Raw genomic sequence first — 18465 nt, 5'->3', positions numbered from 1 at the left:
GTATAAGTTTTAATTTGAAAAAAGTAGATTTTTGCAGGGATTTCTCTAAAAGGAGCGAAGCCGTTAAGAGAAAAGAGAGGTGAGAATCACTTGATCAAATATAAGTATGTACTTGGAATATTTTTCGCTTGTCTTTTAGTTACTCTATGTCTCTATCCCTATTTACCAACTCGTATGGCAGTACATTGGAATGTAAATGGTGAGCCAAACGAGTTTATGAGTAAACAAGTTGTTGTAGCATTTATTCCTTGTTTTATTATTTTTTCATATGGATTTTTGTATATTATTTCACATAATATATTTAAGTTTAATGAAAGAGAGCATGGTATTATAGACGGATTTATAAAGAAAATTACGTTATTTATGTTGTTTATTCATATGCTTATCCTCTTTATTAATTTTGAGGATTTGATATCCTTTCAAACAGGATTAACGATTGGGATTAGTATGTTTCTTTTTATGCTAAGTAAAGAATTTAAGAAAATAAAAGGCAAAGAAAAAGACCCAATTAAATTACAAAAAATTCGTTTAGTAAGTAGACGGATTTTTCAAGTGATGGCATGTGGCATATTGTTTTCATTGTTTTTGAACTTAGAGTGGGGATTTTATGTATTGCTTAGTGTAATAAGCTGTGGATCTATGCTATTTATGTTATATATTTTCTATTCATACATAATAGAAAGTTATGAAACTTAAAAAAGAGTCTTCTCATTATGAGAAGACTCTTTTAATCTATTTACTTTGTAATAAATTGTTGTGTCCAGTAGTTGCCGCTTTCTACATAACCAACACCGATGTGAGTGAAGCCGTTATTTAAGATGTTTGCACGGTGTCCAGCGCTGTTCATCCAAGCTTGTACCACTTCTTCAGGTGTACGTTGGCCTTGAGCGATGTTTTCACCTGCAGATGTATAAGAAATACCAAATTTCTTCATCATGTCAAACGGAGACCCGTATGTAGGGCTGTTATGATCAAAGTAGTTGTTTTTTTGCATGTCTTCAGACTTAATACGTGCTACTTTGCTTAATTCAGTATCGATTTTTAGTGCTGGTAAACCTTGTTTTGCACGCTCAGCGTTTGTTAATTCAACAACACGTTGTTCGAACTCGCTTAAAGATTTTGCTTCTTCAGCAGGCTTTTGCTCAGCAGGTTTTTGTTCAGCAGGTTTTTGCGTATTGTTGTTTTCAGCAGGCTTTTGAGCTTCTGGTTTTTGCTTTTTCAGGGGGCTTTTGCTCAGCAGGTTTTTGTTCAGCAGGTTTTTGCGTATTGTTGTTTTCAGCAGGCTTTTGAGCTTCTGGTTTTCTTCAGCAGGCTTTTGCTCGGCAGGTTTTTGCTCAGCAGGCTTTTGAGTTTCTGGCTTAGCTGTTGGTTGCTCAGTTACAACATTTTCAGTAGGTTGTTGACCAGGAATGAAGCAGTTTGGTTGGAAGTTTCCTTGTTGCCATTGTGCTAATGATTCAACTCCCATAGATTGTAAGAATGCTTGTAGTTCTTGTTGGCTCATTTGCTTCATCATCACTTTTGAATGCTGAATATTTTGAACCTTTATGTTAGATGGTTGTACTGTTGCAGCTTGTGCATCTAGAGAAGATACTCCTAAAGTAAGAGCTGTTGCAGCAGCTACAGATAATAAAACACGCTTTTTCATGATGTGTGTCCCCCTATATAAAGTTTTAATTTGTTTTCACACGATTTGTTTTTGACAGCCTGTCTGACTGACAAATTCATCGTAGCATACAATTTGCGAGAAAAAAGATGGAAAAAAATTCATAGACTTTAAAATTACCTAATTTATCCTAAGAGAAGAAGGGAGCAAAAATAAGAGAAATATAGAGTATAAAAGGAATTTATAGTGTTTTTATACTTGGTTTTAAGAGGGGGTTTTTGGATAAATTTACCTAAACAGAAAATAAAGAATCCTATTGTATCAATGGTTTGAGCGATTTTTTGAGGAATATAATGGATTGATTTTTACAAAACTGTAATGTTTCTGTTGTTCTTTTTTATAATAAAGTAACATATTTTTAATGTTGTAGCAGACAAAAAAGCGGCTATCTCTTTACATAGACGAAGGAGATAGCCGTTTTCCTAATATTACGTATGTTACGAGTTATTACGAGTTAGTTTCAATTGCTTCTAATAATAAATCCACAATGTGAATTCCTCTCATTTTATGAGAAAGCCCTTCTCGCTCAATACCCAATTTCATTTGTAATAAACAACCTGGATTTGCAGTAACAATGGTTGCTGCGTCTGTTTCATGCACACGGTCCATTTTGTAATCTAGAAATTCCATTGATAACTCTGAATGAACAATATTGTAAATACCAGCAGAGCCACAGCAGCGGTCCGCATCTTTCATTTCTCGATATGTTGCACCTTGGATAGCCTCTAGTAACATACGAGGTTCAGAAGATGTGCGCATAACATTGCGTAAATGACAAGAGTCTTGATACGTAATAACCTGCGGCGTGAGTCGTAAGTCAGTTCGCTTATGGAAGTCTAGTTCTACTAGTATAGCAGTAATATCTTTAATCTTAGAAACAAACTGCTTAGCACATTCAGCCCAATCCGGATCATCTTTTAAAAGATAATCATAGTCTACGAGGTAAGCTCCGCAACCCCCTGCATTCGTAATAATATAGTCGATGTTTAAATCTTCGAATGCTTTTATATTTCGCTTTGCTAATTCTTTTGCTCCACTCTTTTCACCAGCATGTCCATGCAATGCACCGCAGCAACTTTGTGTTTTCGGAATAACAATATCACAACCAGCTAATTGAAGAAGTTTCAGCGTTGCGTTATTTGTTTCTAAAAACATCGTATCCATTAAGCAGCCTGTGAAGAATGCAACTTGTTTTTTCTTTGTACTTTCTGCAGGTAAAAATGAAGGACGATCTTTCATTGCTTTCATTTTAGGGACTTTTGGTAAAACGAGATCCATCGTTGTAAGTGTTTCAGGGAATAACTTCATAATACCTGTTTTATGTGTTAGCGTTTGTAAACCAGAACGTTGATAAAATCCGATTAGTCCGGTTAATGTTCGCATTCGATTTTGATGGGGGAATAATCCTTCAAAAACGACTTTTCGAACAGCTTTCACTGGCATTGAGAATTTTTTATTTTGATTAATAATATCTCGAGCCTCTTCTAATAAATGTCCATAATTTACACCAGATGGACAAACAGGCTCACAAGCACGGCAACCAAGACAAACGTTTAATGTATTTTCAACATCTTCATCTGGTTCGATTAAACCATCAACGACTGCTTTCATTAATGCGATACGTCCGCGCGGTGAATGTGACTCTTTATATCCGGATTGAATGTAGGTAGGACAAGTAGGTAAACAAAAACCGCATCGCATACAGTTAAGTAGCTCATCTTCACTTAATCGTTCTTTAAATTCTTTTTGAATATTTTCTTTATTTAATGTGGTCATCGCTCAACCACCACTCTTTTTCGAGTGTCTTTCGCGAACATTTTTCCAGGGTTCATAATGTTGTTTGGATCGAAAGCTTGCTTTATTCCTTGCATAGCTGCAATACCTTCTTTACCTAATTTCATTTCTAAATATGGAGCTTTCATTGCACCAACACCATGTTCACCAGTAATTGTGCCACCAAGTTCAATTGCTTTCGCAAATATTTCAGCAAAAGCTTGTTCAGCTCGGTGCATTTCTTCTGCATTACGAGCATCTGTCATACAAGTTGGATGTAAGTTACCATCACCAGCGTGTCCAAACGTACAAATAGGAATATTATATTTTTTTGCAATGGCATTAATAGCTTCAACCATTGGAGCGATTTGTGAACGTGGTACAGTCGCATCTTCTAATATTGTAGTAGGTTTTAATCGTGCGAGCGCTGATAGAGCACTACGGCGAGCAGTACGAAGCGCATCTGCTTCTGTTTCATCTTTTGCAATGCGAACATCAACTGCATTCATAGAGCGGCAAACGTTAGCCATGTTTTCAATATCTCGATTGACTACTTCGGGCGGGCCGTCTTGTTCGATTAATAAAATTGCTTTTACGTCAGTTGGTAAACCGATTTGTGCAAACTCTTCTACAACTTCAATTGTCGGTTGGTCTAAAAACTCAAGTGTTGCTGGAATAATTTTATTTGCAATAATAGAAGAAACAGCACGTGCAGCTTCATTAATATCTTCATATAATGCAAGCATTGTTTTCTTTGTTTCAGGCATAGGAACAAGTTTTAATATAGCTTCTGTTACCACGCCAAGTGTTCCTTCAGAACCGATAAATAAACGAGTTAAATCGTAACCAGCTACATCTTTTGCTAATTTACCACCAGTGCGAATAATATCGCCATTTGGTAAGACAAGTTCAAGCCCCATTACATAATCACGTGTTACGCCATATTTCAAACCGCGTAATCCACCTGAGTTTTCATTAATATTGCCGCCGATTGTAGAAATTTTCATCGAGCTTGGATCTGGTGGATAAAATAAACCTTTTTCTTCTACCGCTTTAATAATATCAAGTGTAATGACTCCAGCTTGTACAGTAATTGTTAAGTTTTCTTCATCAATTTCTAAAATATTGTTCATATGGCGGAAAATAAGGACGATACCGCCTTCAAGTGGACATGTACCTGCGCAAAGGTTTGTTCCAGACCCGCGCACATATACAGGGATTTTGTGAGTGTTACATACTTTTAACACTTCAGCTACTTCATTTGTATTACGAGGAGCAATGACTGCATCAGGCATTGCTTGGAAGTTTGGAGTGGCATCATAACTATAAGTTAAACGCCCCATATTGGATGTATCTACATTATCTTCGCCAACAATAGATACGAATGAATGAATAATTTGTTTTTCTAACATTGGAAATCCCCCTCAAACTGTTAACGTGTTTAGTTATAATAAACAACGTGGTAACAGTGCTTTCATTATAATGATAAAAAAGTCGAGGGATTCTTTCTATGTATAATCATCTAAAGATTAATCTGTTTTATCGTTCTTTTTTGTATGATCATCTAATAGGAGGAGTGCGAAGTATAAAACGTTTAAGTCTTTGAATTGTTTTGGATCAAGTCCTGTATGTTCTTCAATCTTTTTTAGCCTGTAATGTAATGTGTTAATGTGTATATGTAATTGTTTAGCCGTCTGTTTATAAGATTGGTTATAATCGATAAATAAGCGCAAAGTATGCATAAGCTCAGGAAATGATACTAAGTTTTCGATGGTACGCTCTAGAAATTGTTCACGCGTTTCGGCAGAAATATCTTGTAAACACATTTCTAAACGTAAATCTTCATTAAATACAATTTTTTTCGTTTCCAATGATACAGAAAGAGCGCGTAATGCTTGTTCGTAACATATGTTCATATTGTTTGAGGTAACTGTTTGTCCAATCCCGATATATAAAGGAATAGAAAATAAAGTTTCGCAGTCTTGTTTTAACCGTTTTAAAAATTGATAAGTTTGCTCTTTGGAGCTCGTTGCTGTAAATAAAATAAAACGATCATTTCCCCAACGAACAAATAGATGCTCTTTTGTTAAAATATTACGTATGTGTTGCCATATTTTACGCTGGAGCATCGTGTCATTTTTGCCAATAGAAAACAAAATAAGTTGTTTTTTCTTATATAAATCAATGCCAAGTGTTTTGGCGCGATCAAGAAAACTCGGGGACCACTCTGTATTTTGAAGCCAATCAAAGACGAAAGCTTCATAAGAACGGTGCTCAAGTTCTAGTTGCTCTAAAAAGTAGTTTTCATGAATTAATAATTCGGTCATCTTACGCAATATTTCGCCGTAGCGTGAAATATTTTCAGGTTCTCCTGTAATTCCAATGACACCAATTACTTCATCATGAAATAATAAAGGAAGATTCATCCCAGCCTTTACACCTTGCAATCGCCTTTCATCTTCTTTTGTAATGATGACGGTTTTCTTTTGTTTGGCGCAGCGGAGTGCACCTTCATGAAATTGACCAATTCTTTCTGTATCTGTACTTGCGATAATAACGCCTTCTATATTAATGATAATAATATTTTCTGTAATTAGTCTGCGTACTTCTCGTACAATTTTATTCGCTAAATCAGGAAATAGCATAATTGACACACCTCAAATTCTATTTGTTGTACATTATATATGTAAATTGAGTAAGAAAGGAAAATTTCACACTTTCCACACATTTATTTGTTATTTTACAATTATAACGAAATCATCCGAAGATGGAGGGAATCTTTTGAGAAAGTATGTTTTTCTTCTCTGTTTTTTATTTCTATTAGTAGGGTGTCAAGGAAGTTCGTATACACCAATTGCTAAAGATAAAAATGTTATTATAACAACGAATATAAAAGAAGGCAGTATTAGTTTTATTGATAAAAAAGATAAAAAGTTAATCACGACATGGGAACTAAATGAGCCAATGGCCGGAATCACACTGCTTCCAAATGGTGAGGAAATACTTGTATACGGTAAGCAATTAGAATATATGTATGTATATTCACTAGCGGAAGGAAGGCAAGTGGGAAAATATAAAACTGGAAAGGGCATTGTAAATGTGGTCGTATCAGAAGATAAAAAACAATTATTTGCTGCCGATCAAAATGTTCAAAAGGTAAGGTTCTTTACGATAAATGGGAAAGAGACAGGAAATGTTTCAACAGGCAAAGGACCTATAACGATGGTAGAGTATCATAATCGGTTATCTGTATTAAACTTTTATGATACGAAACTAACGACAATTGATACGAAGAAAAAAGAGGTTGTTCAATCCTTTATGATTCCACCAGCATCAACAGGAGCAACGATTAGTCCTGATGGGAAAGAAATATGGATTGGCGGACATGGTGATGGAAATCAAGTAAATGAGAAAGTGTTAGTATATTCTTTGCAGGATGGAGAAATGGTACGTTCTTTACATGCTCCATTTATGCCTGTGAATATAACGAAGGATAGTAAGTACGTATATGCATTAAGTCATGGGTCGAATACACTTAGAAAGTTTGATATTAGCACATATAAAGAAATAGCTTCTGTAGAAGTAGGATCAAATCCATTTGCATTTTTGGAGAGCGGAGCAGAAGGATATGTAGCAAGTTATGATAGTGATGAAGTGTGCGTTATGGATATGAAGAATTTGAAAATAAAACAAACAATTAAAGTCGGAAAAGGACCGTTTCAACTCATAGAGAGGGAAGGGAAGGACAATGAATAAATATAGAGTACTAGTTGTAGATGATGAAAGTGATATGAGGCAGCTTGTTGGAATGTATTTGGATAACTTTGGATATGAGTGGGGAGAAGCTGAGAATGGAAAAGAGGCTCTTAAAAAACTAGAAACGGATCATTATGATTTCGTTGTATTAGATATAATGATGCCAGAAATGGATGGACTTTCAGTTTGTAAAGAAATTAGAAAAACGTCAGATGTGCCGATTATATTTTTAACCGCAAAAGGTGAAGAGTGGAATAGGGTGAACGGCTTACGTATGGGAGCAGATGATTATATTGTAAAACCGTTTAGTCCGGGTGAATTAGTTGCCCGTATGGAAGCTGTGCTAAGAAGATATACAAAACAAGAACAGCAAGAAGAGATTCAATTTGGACCAATTCTTATCAATGAAAAAAGTAGAAGAATCGAGGCGGATGGTGAGTCGATTTCTCTTACTGTAAAAGAGTTTGATTTACTATATTTTCTTTGCCAGCATACAGGACAAGTATTTAGCCGGGAGCAATTACTTGAAAAGGTATGGGGATATGATTATGCCGGAAGTACAAGAACAGTAGATACGCACGTGAAAACGATGCGCTTGAAGCTTGGAGAAAGTGGAAACTACATTCAAACTGTTTGGGGTGTAGGCTATAAATTCGAGGTGTAACGTATGTTTACAATGGTACAAAAACTTTGGCTTACAGTAGTATGTGCAGTATGTGTAACAGTGTCCTTTCTTTATTTCGTATCTTTATACTCGTATGAAAAACTATACGTTGATAATTTAAAAGGTTCATTAGTAATGGAAGGAAAAAATCTTGCTGCCCAATATGATAAGCACGAAGGAATATCAACTTTTGAAGAGAAAGTAAGATCGTTTGATCAAATATCTAGTTCAGACGTTATTTTCGTGTCTAATCCGCGTGATTTAAGTGCATGTTTGCCTTTTGATGTGCATCATCATTCCCTTATAAGTGAAAGAGATAGGCAAACGCTATTAGATGGGAAAACTGTGACAAAAATAGGATATGAAGAACATTTTGACCGTAATATTATGGGGGTTGTCATCCCTGTATTGGAAAATAAAAAATTAGTCGGAATTGTCTATTCGTATATTCCTTTAAAAAGTATAAAAGATTTAATCTATGATATGGGTCTTATTTTAGCACCGTTAGCAATTGCTATGATTTTAATTACTATATGGGTTGGAAGAAAAATTATAATTGCAATTACGAAGCCACTTTCGCAAATGGAACGGGTTGCAAATCATTTGGCTACGGGAGATTTCTCGGAGCGGATTACAGTTTCTTCAGAGGATGAAATTGGACGGTTAGGAAAAGCATTTAATAAAATGGCCAATTCATTAGAAACAGAAGATGTAAAGCGTAAGGAATTTTTAGCAAATGTTTCGCATGAACTTAGAACACCACTTAGTTATATAAAAGGGTATAGCGAGGCTATTTTAGATGGCGTTGCCAAGGGACCGCAGCAGGAAAAAGTAACGCAGCTAATTCATAAAGAAGCAGGTCGTATGCAGCGTCTCGTTCATGACTTGTTAGACTTAGCACAATTAGAAGGTGAGCACTTTCCGTTAAAGAAGCAACCTATCGTTTTTTCACAGCTGATTGAAGACGTATTAGATACGTATGAGATTAAGTTTATAGAAAAGGAACTTCATATTTCAACCAATTTAAATCCAGAGATCATTGTCATGATTGATGAGGATCGTATGCAACAAGTGCTTCATAATGTGTTAGATAATGCGATACGGTATACAAATCAAAACGGAAATATCGTTATAACTTTAGAGCAAATCGATGATTACTGTGAATTGAAAATAAAAGATACAGGAATTGGCATTGATATAGAGCATTTGGAGAATCTTGGGGAACGCTTTTACCGAGTTGATAAAGCGAGAAGTCGTCAACACGGTGGAACAGGTTTAGGCCTTGCTATTGTGAAACAAATTGTTCATATACATGGTGGACATTGGAAAATTGAAAGTGAAAAAGATAAGGGAACAACGGTTATTATTAAACTGAATGTACAGGATGAGGGGGGCATGTTCTAATTTTTAGGACATGTTCTTTATATTGAAGAAAATATTTATCCCGCTATTTGCCGGACAGTAAGACCCTCACCTCAAAATTCAACGGAAGCAAAGAAGTTAGGTGGAGGCCCTGCTGTCCGTAAAAGCCCGATTGGTGAGGGCTAATAATCAGTGGGGGATGAACAAAACCCCTACTGATTAAAGTTTCACTTTATACGTAAAAATATAAATTAATATGTAATAAATATCGAAAATTTGACTATTTTATGAACAAAACATTTGTACTTCTTATCAATTCGGTCTAAAATAGTTATGATGCAAAGTTCTTATAAATCGTTTCAATTGTTGTTTGGAAGATACTGAGGTGATTTAACTGGAGTACAAATCTATTAAACCGAAAAAAATTTACGAAGAAGTATCTGAAGCTATTTTAACAATGATTAAAAATGGTACGTTAAAACCTGGTGACAAACTACTCCCTGTGCATCAATTAGCTGAGCAGTTTCAAGTTGGTAGATCTGCTGTTCGTGAAGCGCTAAGTGCGCTAAGAGCGATGGGCTTAATTGAGATGAAACAAGGAGAAGGTACATATGTGAAGAACTTCGATTCTTCTTCATTAACGAAATCATTAAACAATAGATTATTAATGAAGAAAGAAGATATTTTGAATTTATTAGAAGTACGAAAGGTGCTTGAAGTGGGGGCAGTTCGAGTAGCGGCGGCAAAACGTACGGAAGATAATTTACAAAATATGAAACATTGGTTAGATGAAATGGCAAAGAGCATTGGAGATGAAAAGGCTGGCGAAAAAGCCGATTTTCAATTCCATATGGGAATTGCAGAGTCTTCGCATAATAACATTTTGCTTGAACTCATGAATCATGTTTCAGAGATGATTGCTGAAACGATTGGTGAATCAAGACGCATTATTTTATATGGTGAACAAACGACATCAGAACGACTTATAGAAGAGCATCAAGTTATATATGATGCGGTGTTAAAACAAGATGTAGAATTAGCGCAGCAAGCAATGCTAGATCATTTAACAAATGTAGAACATATTGTCACAGGTAAAAACGATATAAATTCGTAATTTAATCTTTTAAAAATTTAATTTTCTGATAAAATAGAGAAAGATTAAGTAAGCGTTTTCTTTAGAAGAGGGAGAGGATAGGCCATGGTTGAGCCTATTTCTTCTCTACTCAGTCATCTGATGACCATATGTTTGTTGGCGAAGTTGTAAAAAGGGGGAGTAATAGTTATGAAAGTTACTTTATTTGTTACTTGTTTAGTCGATATGTTCGAAACAAATGTCGGCAAAGCAACAGTTGAAGTGTTGGAGCGTTTAGGTTGTGAAATTGAATTTCCAGAAGCACAAGTTTGTTGTGGCCAGCCTGCTTATAATAGTGGCCATGTAGAAGCAGCAAAAGAAGCGATGAAACATATGATTGAAACTTTCGAAGATGCAGAATATATCGTTACGCCATCTGGTTCGTGTGCGACAATGTTTCATGAGTATCCGCATGTTTTCAAAGATGATCCAAAGTGGGCTAAACGTGCACAAAAAGTTGCTGATAAAACCTATGAATTTACACAGTTTATTGTAGATGTTTTAAAAGTTACAGATGTTGGTGCAAGTTTACCAGGGATAGCCACTATTCATAAATCATGTCATATGACACGTATGCTCGGAATAAAAGAAGCACCAGGAATTTTATTATCAAATGTAAAAGGATTAACTGTGAGAGATTTACCAAACGTGCAAAATTGTTGCGGGTTTGGGGGAACGTTTTCAGTTAAGATGACTCCAATTTCTGAGCAAATGGTAGACGAAAAAGTAGATAGTGTAATGGAAACAGGTGCAGATTATTTAATCGGTGCAGATTGTGGGTGTTTGTTAAACATTGGCGGACGTATTGAGCGTTTAGGAAAAGAAGTAAAAGTAATGCATATTGCTGAGGTACTGAATAGTCGCTCATGAAGGGGGAACATAAGCTATGTCTATGAAAATCAGTGAGAAAAAATTTAATGATCGCGTTGGTGATGGAATTCAAGATTCGTTTATGCGCGGAGCAGTTTCTTCTGCACAAACGCGTTTATATACGAATCGCTTAAAAGCCGCAGATGAATTAGGAAACTGGGAAGAGTGGCGAGAACTAGGTGAACAAATCCGTCAACATACGTTAGAAAATCTTGATTATTATTTAATGCAGTTAAGTGAAAATGTATCAAAAAGAGGCGGACACGTGTACTTTGCGAAGACGAAAGAGGAAGCAGCAAAGTATATTCAAGACGTTGCCAAAAAGAAACAAGCGAAAAAAGTAGTAAAATCAAAGTCGATGGTAACAGAAGAAATCAGTATGAATCATGCGCTTGAAGAGATTGGCTGTGAAGTGTTAGAGAGTGACTTAGGAGAGTATATCTTGCAAGTAGATAACGATCCACCTTCACATATTATTGCACCTGCACTTCATAAAAATAGAACGCAAATTCGCGATGTATTTAAAGAAAAGCTAGGCTATGAAAATTCTGATGACCCGTATGAAATGACAAAGTTTGTTCGTAAACAACTTCGTGAGAAATTTATGGATGCAGAAATTGGTGTAACTGGTTGTAATTTTGCTGTTGCAAATACTGGCTCTCTTTGTCTAGTAACGAATGAAGGTAATGCAGATCTTGTTATGTCAATTCCGAAAACACAAATTGCGGTAATGGGTATGGAACGTATGGTTCCGACAATGGAAGAATTAGATGTTTTAGTTGGTTTACTATGTCGTAGTGCAGTAGGTCAAAAATTAACAAGTTATGTAACGGTAGCAGGACCAATTCAAGAAGAGGAAGTTGATGGACCTGAAGAATTCCATTTAGTTGTTGTTGATAATGGTCGCTCTCAAATTCTGGGATCTGAATTCCGTTCAGTATTACAATGTATTCGTTGCGCTGCTTGTGTTAATGTATGTCCTGTATATCGTCACGTTGGTGGACATTCATATGGATCGATTTACTCAGGACCAATCGGTGCGGTATTAACACCGCTTCTAGGTGGATATGATGATTACAAAGAGCTTCCTTATGCATCTAGTTTATGCGGAGCATGTACAGAAGCTTGTCCAGTAAAAATTCCATTGCATGATTTATTATTAAAACATCGTCAAGTTATTGTTGAGCAAGAAGGTCGTGCACCACTTGCAGAAAAACTAGCGATGAAAATGTTTAGTATGGGTGCTTCTTCAGCTGCTTTATATAAAATGGGGTCAAAAATGGCACCAGCGGCAATGAGTCCATTTACATCTGGTAATCGTGTATCAAAAGGTGTTGGACCACTTAAAAACTGGACGGATATTCGGGAATTCCCAGCTCCAAGTAAAGAGCGATTCCGTGATTGGTATAAAGATCATAAGAAAGGCGGGGATAAATAATGACAGGATTAATTCAAAACCGTGATGCCTTTCTAGATAACATTGCAAAAGAACTTGGGCGCGCGCGTAAAACAGAAGATGTAGAGCGACCAGTATGGAAAAGTAATGTGAATATAGAAACGTTAAAAGATTGTTCACAAGAAGAATTACTAGAAGTGTTTAAAAAGCAATGTACAAACATTCATACAACTGTAGTAGAAACGACAAATGACCGATTAGGTGAAGACCTTCAAAAAGTAATCATGGAAAACGGCGGTGGACCTATTTTATTATCAGCAGATGATCGTTTTGATGCATATGGTTTAACATCTTTATTTAAAGAAGAACTTCCAAAGCGAGACGTTGAAGTAAACGTATGGGATCTAGAGAGAAAAGACGAAAATATGCGTTTAGCTGAAAAAGCGAATATTGGTATTGCATTTAGTGATTATACATTAGCTGAATCTGGTACAATTGTTGTACAAAGTCATAAAGGGCAAGGACGTTCTTTACACTTTTTACCGACTGTATATTTTGCTATTATTCCACGTGAAACACTTGTGCCTCGTATTACACAAGCAGTTCAGGATATGAACTTACGCGTAGAAAATGGGGAGACAGCGGCATCTTGTATTAACTTTATTACAGGGCCAAGTAACTCGGCTGACATTGAGATGAATCTTGTTGTCGGAGTACATGGACCATTAAAAGCAGTATATTTCATCGTATAAAAGAGGGGAAAGCAGGCCAGAAAATGGCCTGCTTTTTAGTAGAATAAAGGATAATATGAAGTAGAAGTTCTCTCCTTTTTTTGCTATGTTTTTTGGGAAAGGAGAGGAAGGGATGTTCACTTATTTATATGCACTGTTAGCAGGGATGGTGTTTGGTTCTTTTTTTATGCTAGTTGCGATGAGGGTTCCATTAGGTGCGTCTATTATTACCCCGCGTTCACATTGTTATTATTGCAAATATGTGCTAAGGCCAAAAGAACTAATCCCCATCATTTCATTTTATATACAAAGAGGCTGTTGTACGAATTGTAAGAGGAAAATTCCAATTATGTATGTAGCATTTGAATGTATAACAGGAAGTATATTTCTTCTTACCGTGTATATGATTGGAATAGAACGAGAGCTTATTATCATTTTATCCCTTTTTTCGCTACTTCTTATTATTTCAGTTACAGATTACTTATATATGTTAATTCCTGATTGTATTTTAATTTCGTTTGCCGTTTTACTCATTCTTGAAAGTGTTTTTGTACAATTAGTTACTTGGACAGATAGTATAGTTGGTAGTGGTGTTATATTCATTTTGTTATATTGCATGCAAAAGATATATCCAGAAGGGCTTGGCGGAGGTGATATAAAACTACTTTCGTTACTTGGGTTTATAGTAGGAGTGAAAGGCGTTTTTATCATTTTATTTTTAGCATCTTGTTTCAGTCTTTGTTTCTTTGGGGTGGGTATCGTATTAAAACGTATAGAAGTACGAAAACCAATTCCATTTGGTCCTTTTATTAGTCTTGGGGCAATATGTTATGTATTGGCCGCATATTCAAATTAGAGAGGGAATAGAAAATGAACGTATATATGGATGATCAAAGAAGTTGCCCGTTCGGGTATGTGCCCGCAACTACAGTAGAATGTGCTTTGCAAATGGTTCGGGATTATGATGTGAATATTCTTTCCCTTGATTTTAATATGGGGTGGGGAGCAAAAAATGGACTGGATTTTGTAGAAGCTTTTTGTACAGAGGGGTTATATGTAAATGAAATTCACCTTCATACGAATGATATCATCGGTATGCACAAGATGAAACAGAGAATGGATAAGGGAAAGGAAGAAGGAGAAATTAATCCTCACCTTGTTGTTAAATACGTGGGAAGCTAAAAACTCCAAAGTAAAACTTTGGAGTTTTTAATGTTTCATATGTGCTTGTAAAGGAATAATCTCTTCTTGTTGAGCTGCTGCGATTTCAGTTTCTTCCTGTTGAACTTCAGGTGTTTTTTTTGTTAAGTAGTGGTATACCATACCGACAAATACTGATCCGCCAATAATGTTACCGATTGTAACAGGAATTAAGTTATGAATAGCACCTGAAAAAGAAATTGTCTCAGGATGTGGTGAAACTAAAGATAAAGCAAAGAGTGACAAGTTTGCAATACTATGTTCGTAACCAGATAAGAAGAATGTGAAAACAAGTAGCATCATGACCATTATTTTTGCCGTGTCGCCTTTAACCTGAGATGGTAAGAAGCAAGCAAGACATACGAGCCAGTTACATAAAATGGCTTTAAAGAATAACTGCATTGTAGGTGTGTTCATCTTTCCTTCAACGACTTTATTCATTAGGTGACCGTGATCAATTGCTTCAAAAATTCCAGTTGCGTAAAATAGTAAGGCAAAGAATAACGCGCCGGCTAAGTTACCTGCATAACAAGCAACCCAGTTACGAAGTGTATCAGAAATCGTTGTTTCTTTTCTTAAAGTTGCTACAGTAAAGTACATTGTGTTTCCAGTAAACAATTCAGCACCGCCATATATAATAAGTACGAGAGCAATCCCGAAAAACATAGAAGCAGCTAAATAAGTTGCTGGTGAATCTGCAATGTGAAAAAAGTTACCTAATTTAAAACATAGTACAATAATAAAACCGATATAAATACCCGCAAGTGCAGCACGAATGAAATATTGCATTGGGTTTGTATCTAGCATTTTCTTTTTGCTTTTAGCCAGTTTGACAACATAATCTAGTCCTTGTTCTAGCATGAGTAATACGCTCCTTTAGTAAATCTTCTATAAATACTCCTTATATGAATAAAGTACATGGAATTGTTCTCACTTTCAATAAGTTTGTGCAATGTTTCACAAAAAGGACATACATACGTTAAGAAAACGTTTACAAAGGGTAGTATAATGGAATTTTTTCTGGACATTGAGAGGAAGAAAGGAAAAAGAAAAAGCGCTGTAATTACAGCGCTTTTTCGTCTAAATTCTTTTCTACTTTTACTTCTACTTCTTTTGAGAAGAACCAACCACCAACTGCGATTCCGACTAATACAATCCAGAATGTAAGCTTCCACGGAGTGGATTCTGGGAATGAATGTGGAATTACATTTAATGCAGGGTGTGCTAATGTATAAACTGCTAGCTTCACACCAACCCAACCTACAATTAAGAATGCTGCAGTTTCAAGTCCTGGTTTACGTTTTAAGATTTGTACGAATGCAGTTGCTGCAAATCGCATAATGATTAATCCGATAAGTCCACCTACAAAGATAACAACGAATTGCCCAGTATCTAGACTACCAATTGTACCTAATCCTGTTTTTGGTAAAGTCATTGCTAGTGCAACCGCAGCTAAAATTGAATCAACTGCGAAGGCGATATCAGCAACTTCAACTTTAAATACAGTCCACCAGAAGTTCTCTTGTTTTTTCTTTGCTTCTTTTTCTTCTGTTTCTTCATCTGTATTCTTTTTAACATATGTTTTAAATAAGTGATTACCAGCGATAAACATAAGGTAGATGGCACCGATTGCTTGCACTTGCCATACATCGACTAAGAACGAAATCATAAATAACGATCCAAATCGGAAAACAAATGCCCCCGCTAATCCGTAAAATAGTGCTTTCTTTCGTTTTTCTTCTGGTAAATGTTTTACCATAATTGCAAGAACAAGAGCGTTATCAGCCGCTAAAATCCCTTCAAGTGCAATTAGGATGAGTAATACCCAACCATACTCCAATAATAATGATACATCCATGTACATTCTCCTCTCATCTCTATAAGTTCTAAATAAGTGAAGAATTTCCCCACTATTTAGTTTCCCCATACTCCTGCCTATTAACTTTGGAAGAATTTGGAAATGAATACAAAAAAGACCTCTGCCGTTAATAGGCAAAGGTCTTGCTAGACATATGTAATAAAAATGCCAACAAAGCCGGAAGAACTAAGTTCTACGTAATGACGACTTTGTTTCCAAGAAATATTCTTGGACGCTACTCCCCTTTGGAGATATGTTATTGTATTCTCATTATATGGATAATTGATACGGTTGTCAACCTGTTAAAATATCTTCATTAGGATATTTTATTTTCCGGTTCTTTTTACGAGCAAATGAAAAAGCCAATGTTAAAGGCCCCATTTTGCCAAAAAACATCATAAAGATAATAATAGCTTTTCCGATTATAGTTAAGTGGGGTGTTAAGTTCATACTGAGGCCAACAGTCCCGAATGCTGAAAATACTTCGAAAGCACTCATCAATAGAGGAACTCGCTCAGTAATACTCAAAATTAAAATAGCAAAAAAGATAAATGAAATGGAAATAATAGTAATGGTTAATGATTTGACAATGAGAGTATCTTTAATGGATTTTTTAAATACGACAATATCCTCTTGTTCTTGTAAAAATTTAAATACGCCAAAAAATATGATTAAAAATGTTGTTAACTTAATCCCACCACCCGTTGAAGCACTACCAGCACCAATAAACATAAGGAGCATCATTAATAGGAGGGAAGGTTTTGACAATGTAGAAATATCAACAGTATTAAACCCGGCAGTTCGTGTTGAAATTGCTTGAAAATAAGAGGCCATTCCTTCTTCAAATGGGGTAAAACCTCTCATAGAAAGGGAGTTATGGAACTCGAATATAAAAATAAAAAGGGTAGCAATAATGTTGACGATTAGAGTAGAAGTGAGCATAAGTTTTGAATGTAGTGTAAGGTTTTTAAAGTTTTTCTTTCTTTTTATGTCTACAATTACTGTAAAACCAATTCCACCTAAAATGATTAGAGAGGAAATGACGAAATTGACAAGAATGCTATGAGAATGGGACATTAAATTATCGCTCCACACAGAAAAACCAGCATTGTTAAAGGCTGAGATTGAATGGAAAAAACTATAATAGATCCCTTTGGCAACCCCATATTTGGGTACCCATTCAAAAGAAAGAATTAAAGTAGCGATACATTCGACTGTAAAAGAGAATAAAAATAATGCTTTGGCAAGACGGATAACGCCGCCGATATTCGTTTGATTTAATGCTTGTTGTAATAAAATACGGTTTTGAAGACCGATTTTTCTTCCGAGCATAATAGCAATTAAGACCGCAAAGCTCATAATGCCAAGCCCGCCAACTTGTATAAGCGTTAAAATGACACATTGTCCAAATAAAGTAAACACTTTTCCAGTATCCACAACACCAAGCCCAGTAACAGTACAAGCGGAAACGGTTGTAAATAAGGCATCGAGCCATGAAATGGACGTTGTCGTAGCAATTGGCAGTTTTAATAAGCATGTGCCGACAACTGATAATACAATAAAAGATAAAGTAAGAACGCGGGGAGGGCTCATGCTAATATTAATCCGTTTCATGTCACATATTGCTCCTTTCGTTTTGCTTTGATTAGTATGTGAAAAAGCACTATTATGTATGTTGAAAATAGAAAGAGGCAGATAATATCTGCCTCTAAGCCATATGTTATATAATTATCCACGTAATTGTTGTTGAGCTAAAGCAACAAGACGTTTTGTTACTTCACCGCCAACTGAACCGTTAGAACGAGATGCTGTATTAGAACCTAAGCTTACACCAAATTCTTGTGCAATTTCATATTTAAATTGTTCAAGCGCTTGTTCTGCACCTGGAACTAATAATTTGTTTGTTTTTACCATGTTGATACACATCCTTATGAGTAGTCCAGTTCAGCTAAGTTCTTATCTAAACTGGTAACGTTATTTTATGTGGAAATGACATACTCATACGCGGAAGTAATCGGTGCGATTAGAAGTTCTTGGATAGAAAAAAAGAGTAGCAA

At 35.7% G+C, this 18465-nt stretch carries 18 protein-coding genes and 1 riboswitch; of the genes, 10 read left to right on the top strand and 8 right to left on the bottom strand.

Going from position 1 to position 18465, the window contains the following annotated elements:
- Positions 1-90 precede the first annotated feature (90 nt).
- A complete protein-coding gene (locus DN400_RS16330) occupies positions 91-696 on the top strand; it encodes a DUF1648 domain-containing protein (protein WP_000599010.1) in 606 nt (201 codons plus the stop codon).
- A gap of 40 nt (positions 697-736) precedes the next feature.
- Here DN400_RS16330 and DN400_RS16325 read toward each other — a convergent pair whose 3' ends face one another.
- The 4 genes from DN400_RS16325 to DN400_RS16310 form a co-directional block, all read right to left on the bottom strand.
- Entirely contained in the window at positions 737-1648 is a 912-nt protein-coding gene (locus tag DN400_RS16325; protein WP_147801752.1) for a CAP domain-containing protein, read from the bottom strand.
- A gap of 465 nt (positions 1649-2113) precedes the next feature.
- Positions 2114-3442 (bottom strand): (Fe-S)-binding protein, encoded by a 1329-nt coding sequence (locus DN400_RS16320; RefSeq protein ID WP_147801751.1) that lies wholly within the window; start codon positions 3440-3442, stop codon positions 2114-2116.
- Positions 3439-4851: a glycolate oxidase subunit GlcD gene (gene glcD / locus DN400_RS16315; RefSeq protein ID WP_000890756.1), complete on the bottom strand. Its 1413-nt coding sequence runs from the start codon at positions 4849-4851 to the stop codon at positions 3439-3441. Before glcD ends, DN400_RS16320 begins: the two co-directional genes overlap by 4 nt.
- 117 nt (positions 4852-4968) lie before the next feature.
- Entirely contained in the window at positions 4969-6084 is a 1116-nt protein-coding gene (locus DN400_RS16310; protein ID WP_147801750.1) for a CdaR family transcriptional regulator, read from the bottom strand.
- Positions 6085-6220: 136 nt separating this feature from the next.
- Between DN400_RS16310 and DN400_RS16305 the strand changes: the two genes are divergently transcribed.
- From DN400_RS16305 to DN400_RS16265, 9 genes are all read left to right on the top strand, one after another.
- Positions 6221-7195 carry a YncE family protein gene (locus DN400_RS16305; RefSeq protein ID WP_001234155.1) on the top strand — a complete coding sequence of 325 codons (975 nt, stop codon included), beginning with the start codon at positions 6221-6223 and terminating at the stop codon, positions 7193-7195.
- Positions 7188-7859, top strand: a complete 672-nt coding sequence (locus DN400_RS16300; RefSeq protein WP_001046397.1) for a response regulator transcription factor — start codon at positions 7188-7190, stop codon at positions 7857-7859. The genes DN400_RS16305 and DN400_RS16300 overlap by 8 nt, the downstream gene beginning before the upstream one ends.
- Before the next feature lie 3 nt (positions 7860-7862).
- Positions 7863-9263, top strand: coding sequence for a sensor histidine kinase (locus DN400_RS16295; RefSeq protein ID WP_000494811.1), 1401 nt, complete (start codon positions 7863-7865; stop codon positions 9261-9263).
- Positions 9264-9645: 382 nt separating this feature from the next.
- The gene (locus tag DN400_RS16290; RefSeq protein ID WP_254904515.1) at positions 9646-10335 is read left to right on the top strand and encodes a FadR/GntR family transcriptional regulator; all 690 of its coding nucleotides are present in this window, start codon (positions 9646-9648) and stop codon (positions 10333-10335) included.
- 168 nt (positions 10336-10503) lie between these two features.
- A complete protein-coding gene (locus tag DN400_RS16285; protein WP_000869147.1) occupies positions 10504-11223 on the top strand; it encodes a (Fe-S)-binding protein in 720 nt (239 codons plus the stop codon).
- 16 nt (positions 11224-11239) lie between these two features.
- Positions 11240-12661 (top strand): LutB/LldF family L-lactate oxidation iron-sulfur protein, encoded by a 1422-nt coding sequence (locus tag DN400_RS16280; RefSeq protein WP_000061930.1) that lies wholly within the window; start codon positions 11240-11242, stop codon positions 12659-12661.
- The gene (locus DN400_RS16275) at positions 12661-13371 is read left to right on the top strand and encodes a LutC/YkgG family protein (RefSeq protein WP_147801749.1); all 711 of its coding nucleotides are present in this window, start codon (positions 12661-12663) and stop codon (positions 13369-13371) included. Before DN400_RS16280 ends, DN400_RS16275 begins: the two co-directional genes overlap by 1 nt.
- Positions 13372-13483: 112 nt before the next feature.
- Positions 13484-14206: a prepilin peptidase gene (locus DN400_RS16270; RefSeq protein WP_000495719.1), complete on the top strand. Its 723-nt coding sequence runs from the start codon at positions 13484-13486 to the stop codon at positions 14204-14206.
- 14 nt (positions 14207-14220) lie between these two features.
- Positions 14221-14532 (top strand): cyclic-phosphate processing receiver domain-containing protein, encoded by a 312-nt coding sequence (locus DN400_RS16265; protein ID WP_029441776.1) that lies wholly within the window; start codon positions 14221-14223, stop codon positions 14530-14532.
- Between the two features lie 27 nt (positions 14533-14559).
- Here DN400_RS16265 and DN400_RS16260 read toward each other — a convergent pair whose 3' ends face one another.
- The 4 genes from DN400_RS16260 to DN400_RS16245 all read right to left on the bottom strand — a co-directional run bounded on the left by DN400_RS16260 (position 14560) and on the right by DN400_RS16245 (position 18322).
- Positions 14560-15411 carry a formate/nitrite transporter family protein gene (locus DN400_RS16260; protein ID WP_000893034.1) on the bottom strand — a complete coding sequence of 284 codons (852 nt, stop codon included), beginning with the start codon at positions 15409-15411 and terminating at the stop codon, positions 14560-14562.
- A gap of 202 nt (positions 15412-15613) precedes the next feature.
- Positions 15614-16408 (bottom strand): TerC family protein, encoded by a 795-nt coding sequence (locus tag DN400_RS16255; RefSeq protein WP_000383326.1) that lies wholly within the window; start codon positions 16406-16408, stop codon positions 15614-15616.
- A 90-nt stretch (positions 16409-16498) separates the two neighbouring features.
- A riboswitch (yybP-ykoY riboswitch) is annotated at positions 16499-16664 on the bottom strand.
- Between the two features lie 38 nt (positions 16665-16702).
- Positions 16703-18022: a TrkH family potassium uptake protein gene (locus tag DN400_RS16250; protein WP_000822356.1), complete on the bottom strand. Its 1320-nt coding sequence runs from the start codon at positions 18020-18022 to the stop codon at positions 16703-16705.
- A gap of 114 nt (positions 18023-18136) precedes the next feature.
- Positions 18137-18322 carry an alpha/beta-type small acid-soluble spore protein gene (locus DN400_RS16245; protein WP_000241212.1) on the bottom strand — a complete coding sequence of 62 codons (186 nt, stop codon included), beginning with the start codon at positions 18320-18322 and terminating at the stop codon, positions 18137-18139.
- Between the last annotated feature and the right edge of the window lie 143 nt (positions 18323-18465).

This window comes from Bacillus sp. AR8-1 (genome assembly GCF_008042345.1).
Lineage (GTDB): Bacteria > Bacillota > Bacilli > Bacillales > Bacillaceae_G > Bacillus_A > Bacillus_A cereus.
The sequence above is the reverse complement of the archived record's forward strand: the minus strand, read 5'-3'. Positions and strand labels throughout refer to the sequence as shown.

Bases quoted from the DNA above. Each gene is read 5' to 3' on its own strand.
- DN400_RS16325 (WP_147801752.1), bottom strand. From the start codon at position 1,648: ATGAAAAAGCGTGTTTTATTATCTGTAGCTGCTGCAACAGCTCTTACT.
- DN400_RS16320 (WP_147801751.1), bottom strand. From the start codon at position 3,442: ATGACCACATTAAATAAAGAAAATATTCAAAAAGAATTTAAAGAACGA.
- glcD (WP_000890756.1), bottom strand. From the start codon at position 4,851: ATGTTAGAAAAACAAATTATTCATTCATTCGTATCTATTGTTGGCGAA.
- DN400_RS16310 (WP_147801750.1), bottom strand. From the start codon at position 6,084: ATGCTATTTCCTGATTTAGCGAATAAAATTGTACGAGAAGTACGCAGA.
- DN400_RS16300 (WP_001046397.1), top strand. From the start codon at position 7,188: ATGAATAAATATAGAGTACTAGTTGTAGATGATGAAAGTGATATGAGG.
- DN400_RS16295 (WP_000494811.1), top strand. From the start codon at position 7,863: ATGTTTACAATGGTACAAAAACTTTGGCTTACAGTAGTATGTGCAGTA.
- DN400_RS16285 (WP_000869147.1), top strand. From the start codon at position 10,504: ATGAAAGTTACTTTATTTGTTACTTGTTTAGTCGATATGTTCGAAACA.
- DN400_RS16280 (WP_000061930.1), top strand. From the start codon at position 11,240: ATGTCTATGAAAATCAGTGAGAAAAAATTTAATGATCGCGTTGGTGAT.
- DN400_RS16275 (WP_147801749.1), top strand. From the start codon at position 12,661: ATGACAGGATTAATTCAAAACCGTGATGCCTTTCTAGATAACATTGCA.
- DN400_RS16270 (WP_000495719.1), top strand. From the start codon at position 13,484: ATGTTCACTTATTTATATGCACTGTTAGCAGGGATGGTGTTTGGTTCT.
- DN400_RS16265 (WP_029441776.1), top strand. From the start codon at position 14,221: ATGAACGTATATATGGATGATCAAAGAAGTTGCCCGTTCGGGTATGTG.
- DN400_RS16260 (WP_000893034.1), bottom strand. From the start codon at position 15,411: ATGCTAGAACAAGGACTAGATTATGTTGTCAAACTGGCTAAAAGCAAA.
- DN400_RS16255 (WP_000383326.1), bottom strand. From the start codon at position 16,408: ATGGATGTATCATTATTATTGGAGTATGGTTGGGTATTACTCATCCTA.
- DN400_RS16250 (WP_000822356.1), bottom strand. From the start codon at position 18,022: ATGAAACGGATTAATATTAGCATGAGCCCTCCCCGCGTTCTTACTTTA.
- DN400_RS16245 (WP_000241212.1), bottom strand. From the start codon at position 18,322: ATGGTAAAAACAAACAAATTATTAGTTCCAGGTGCAGAACAAGCGCTT.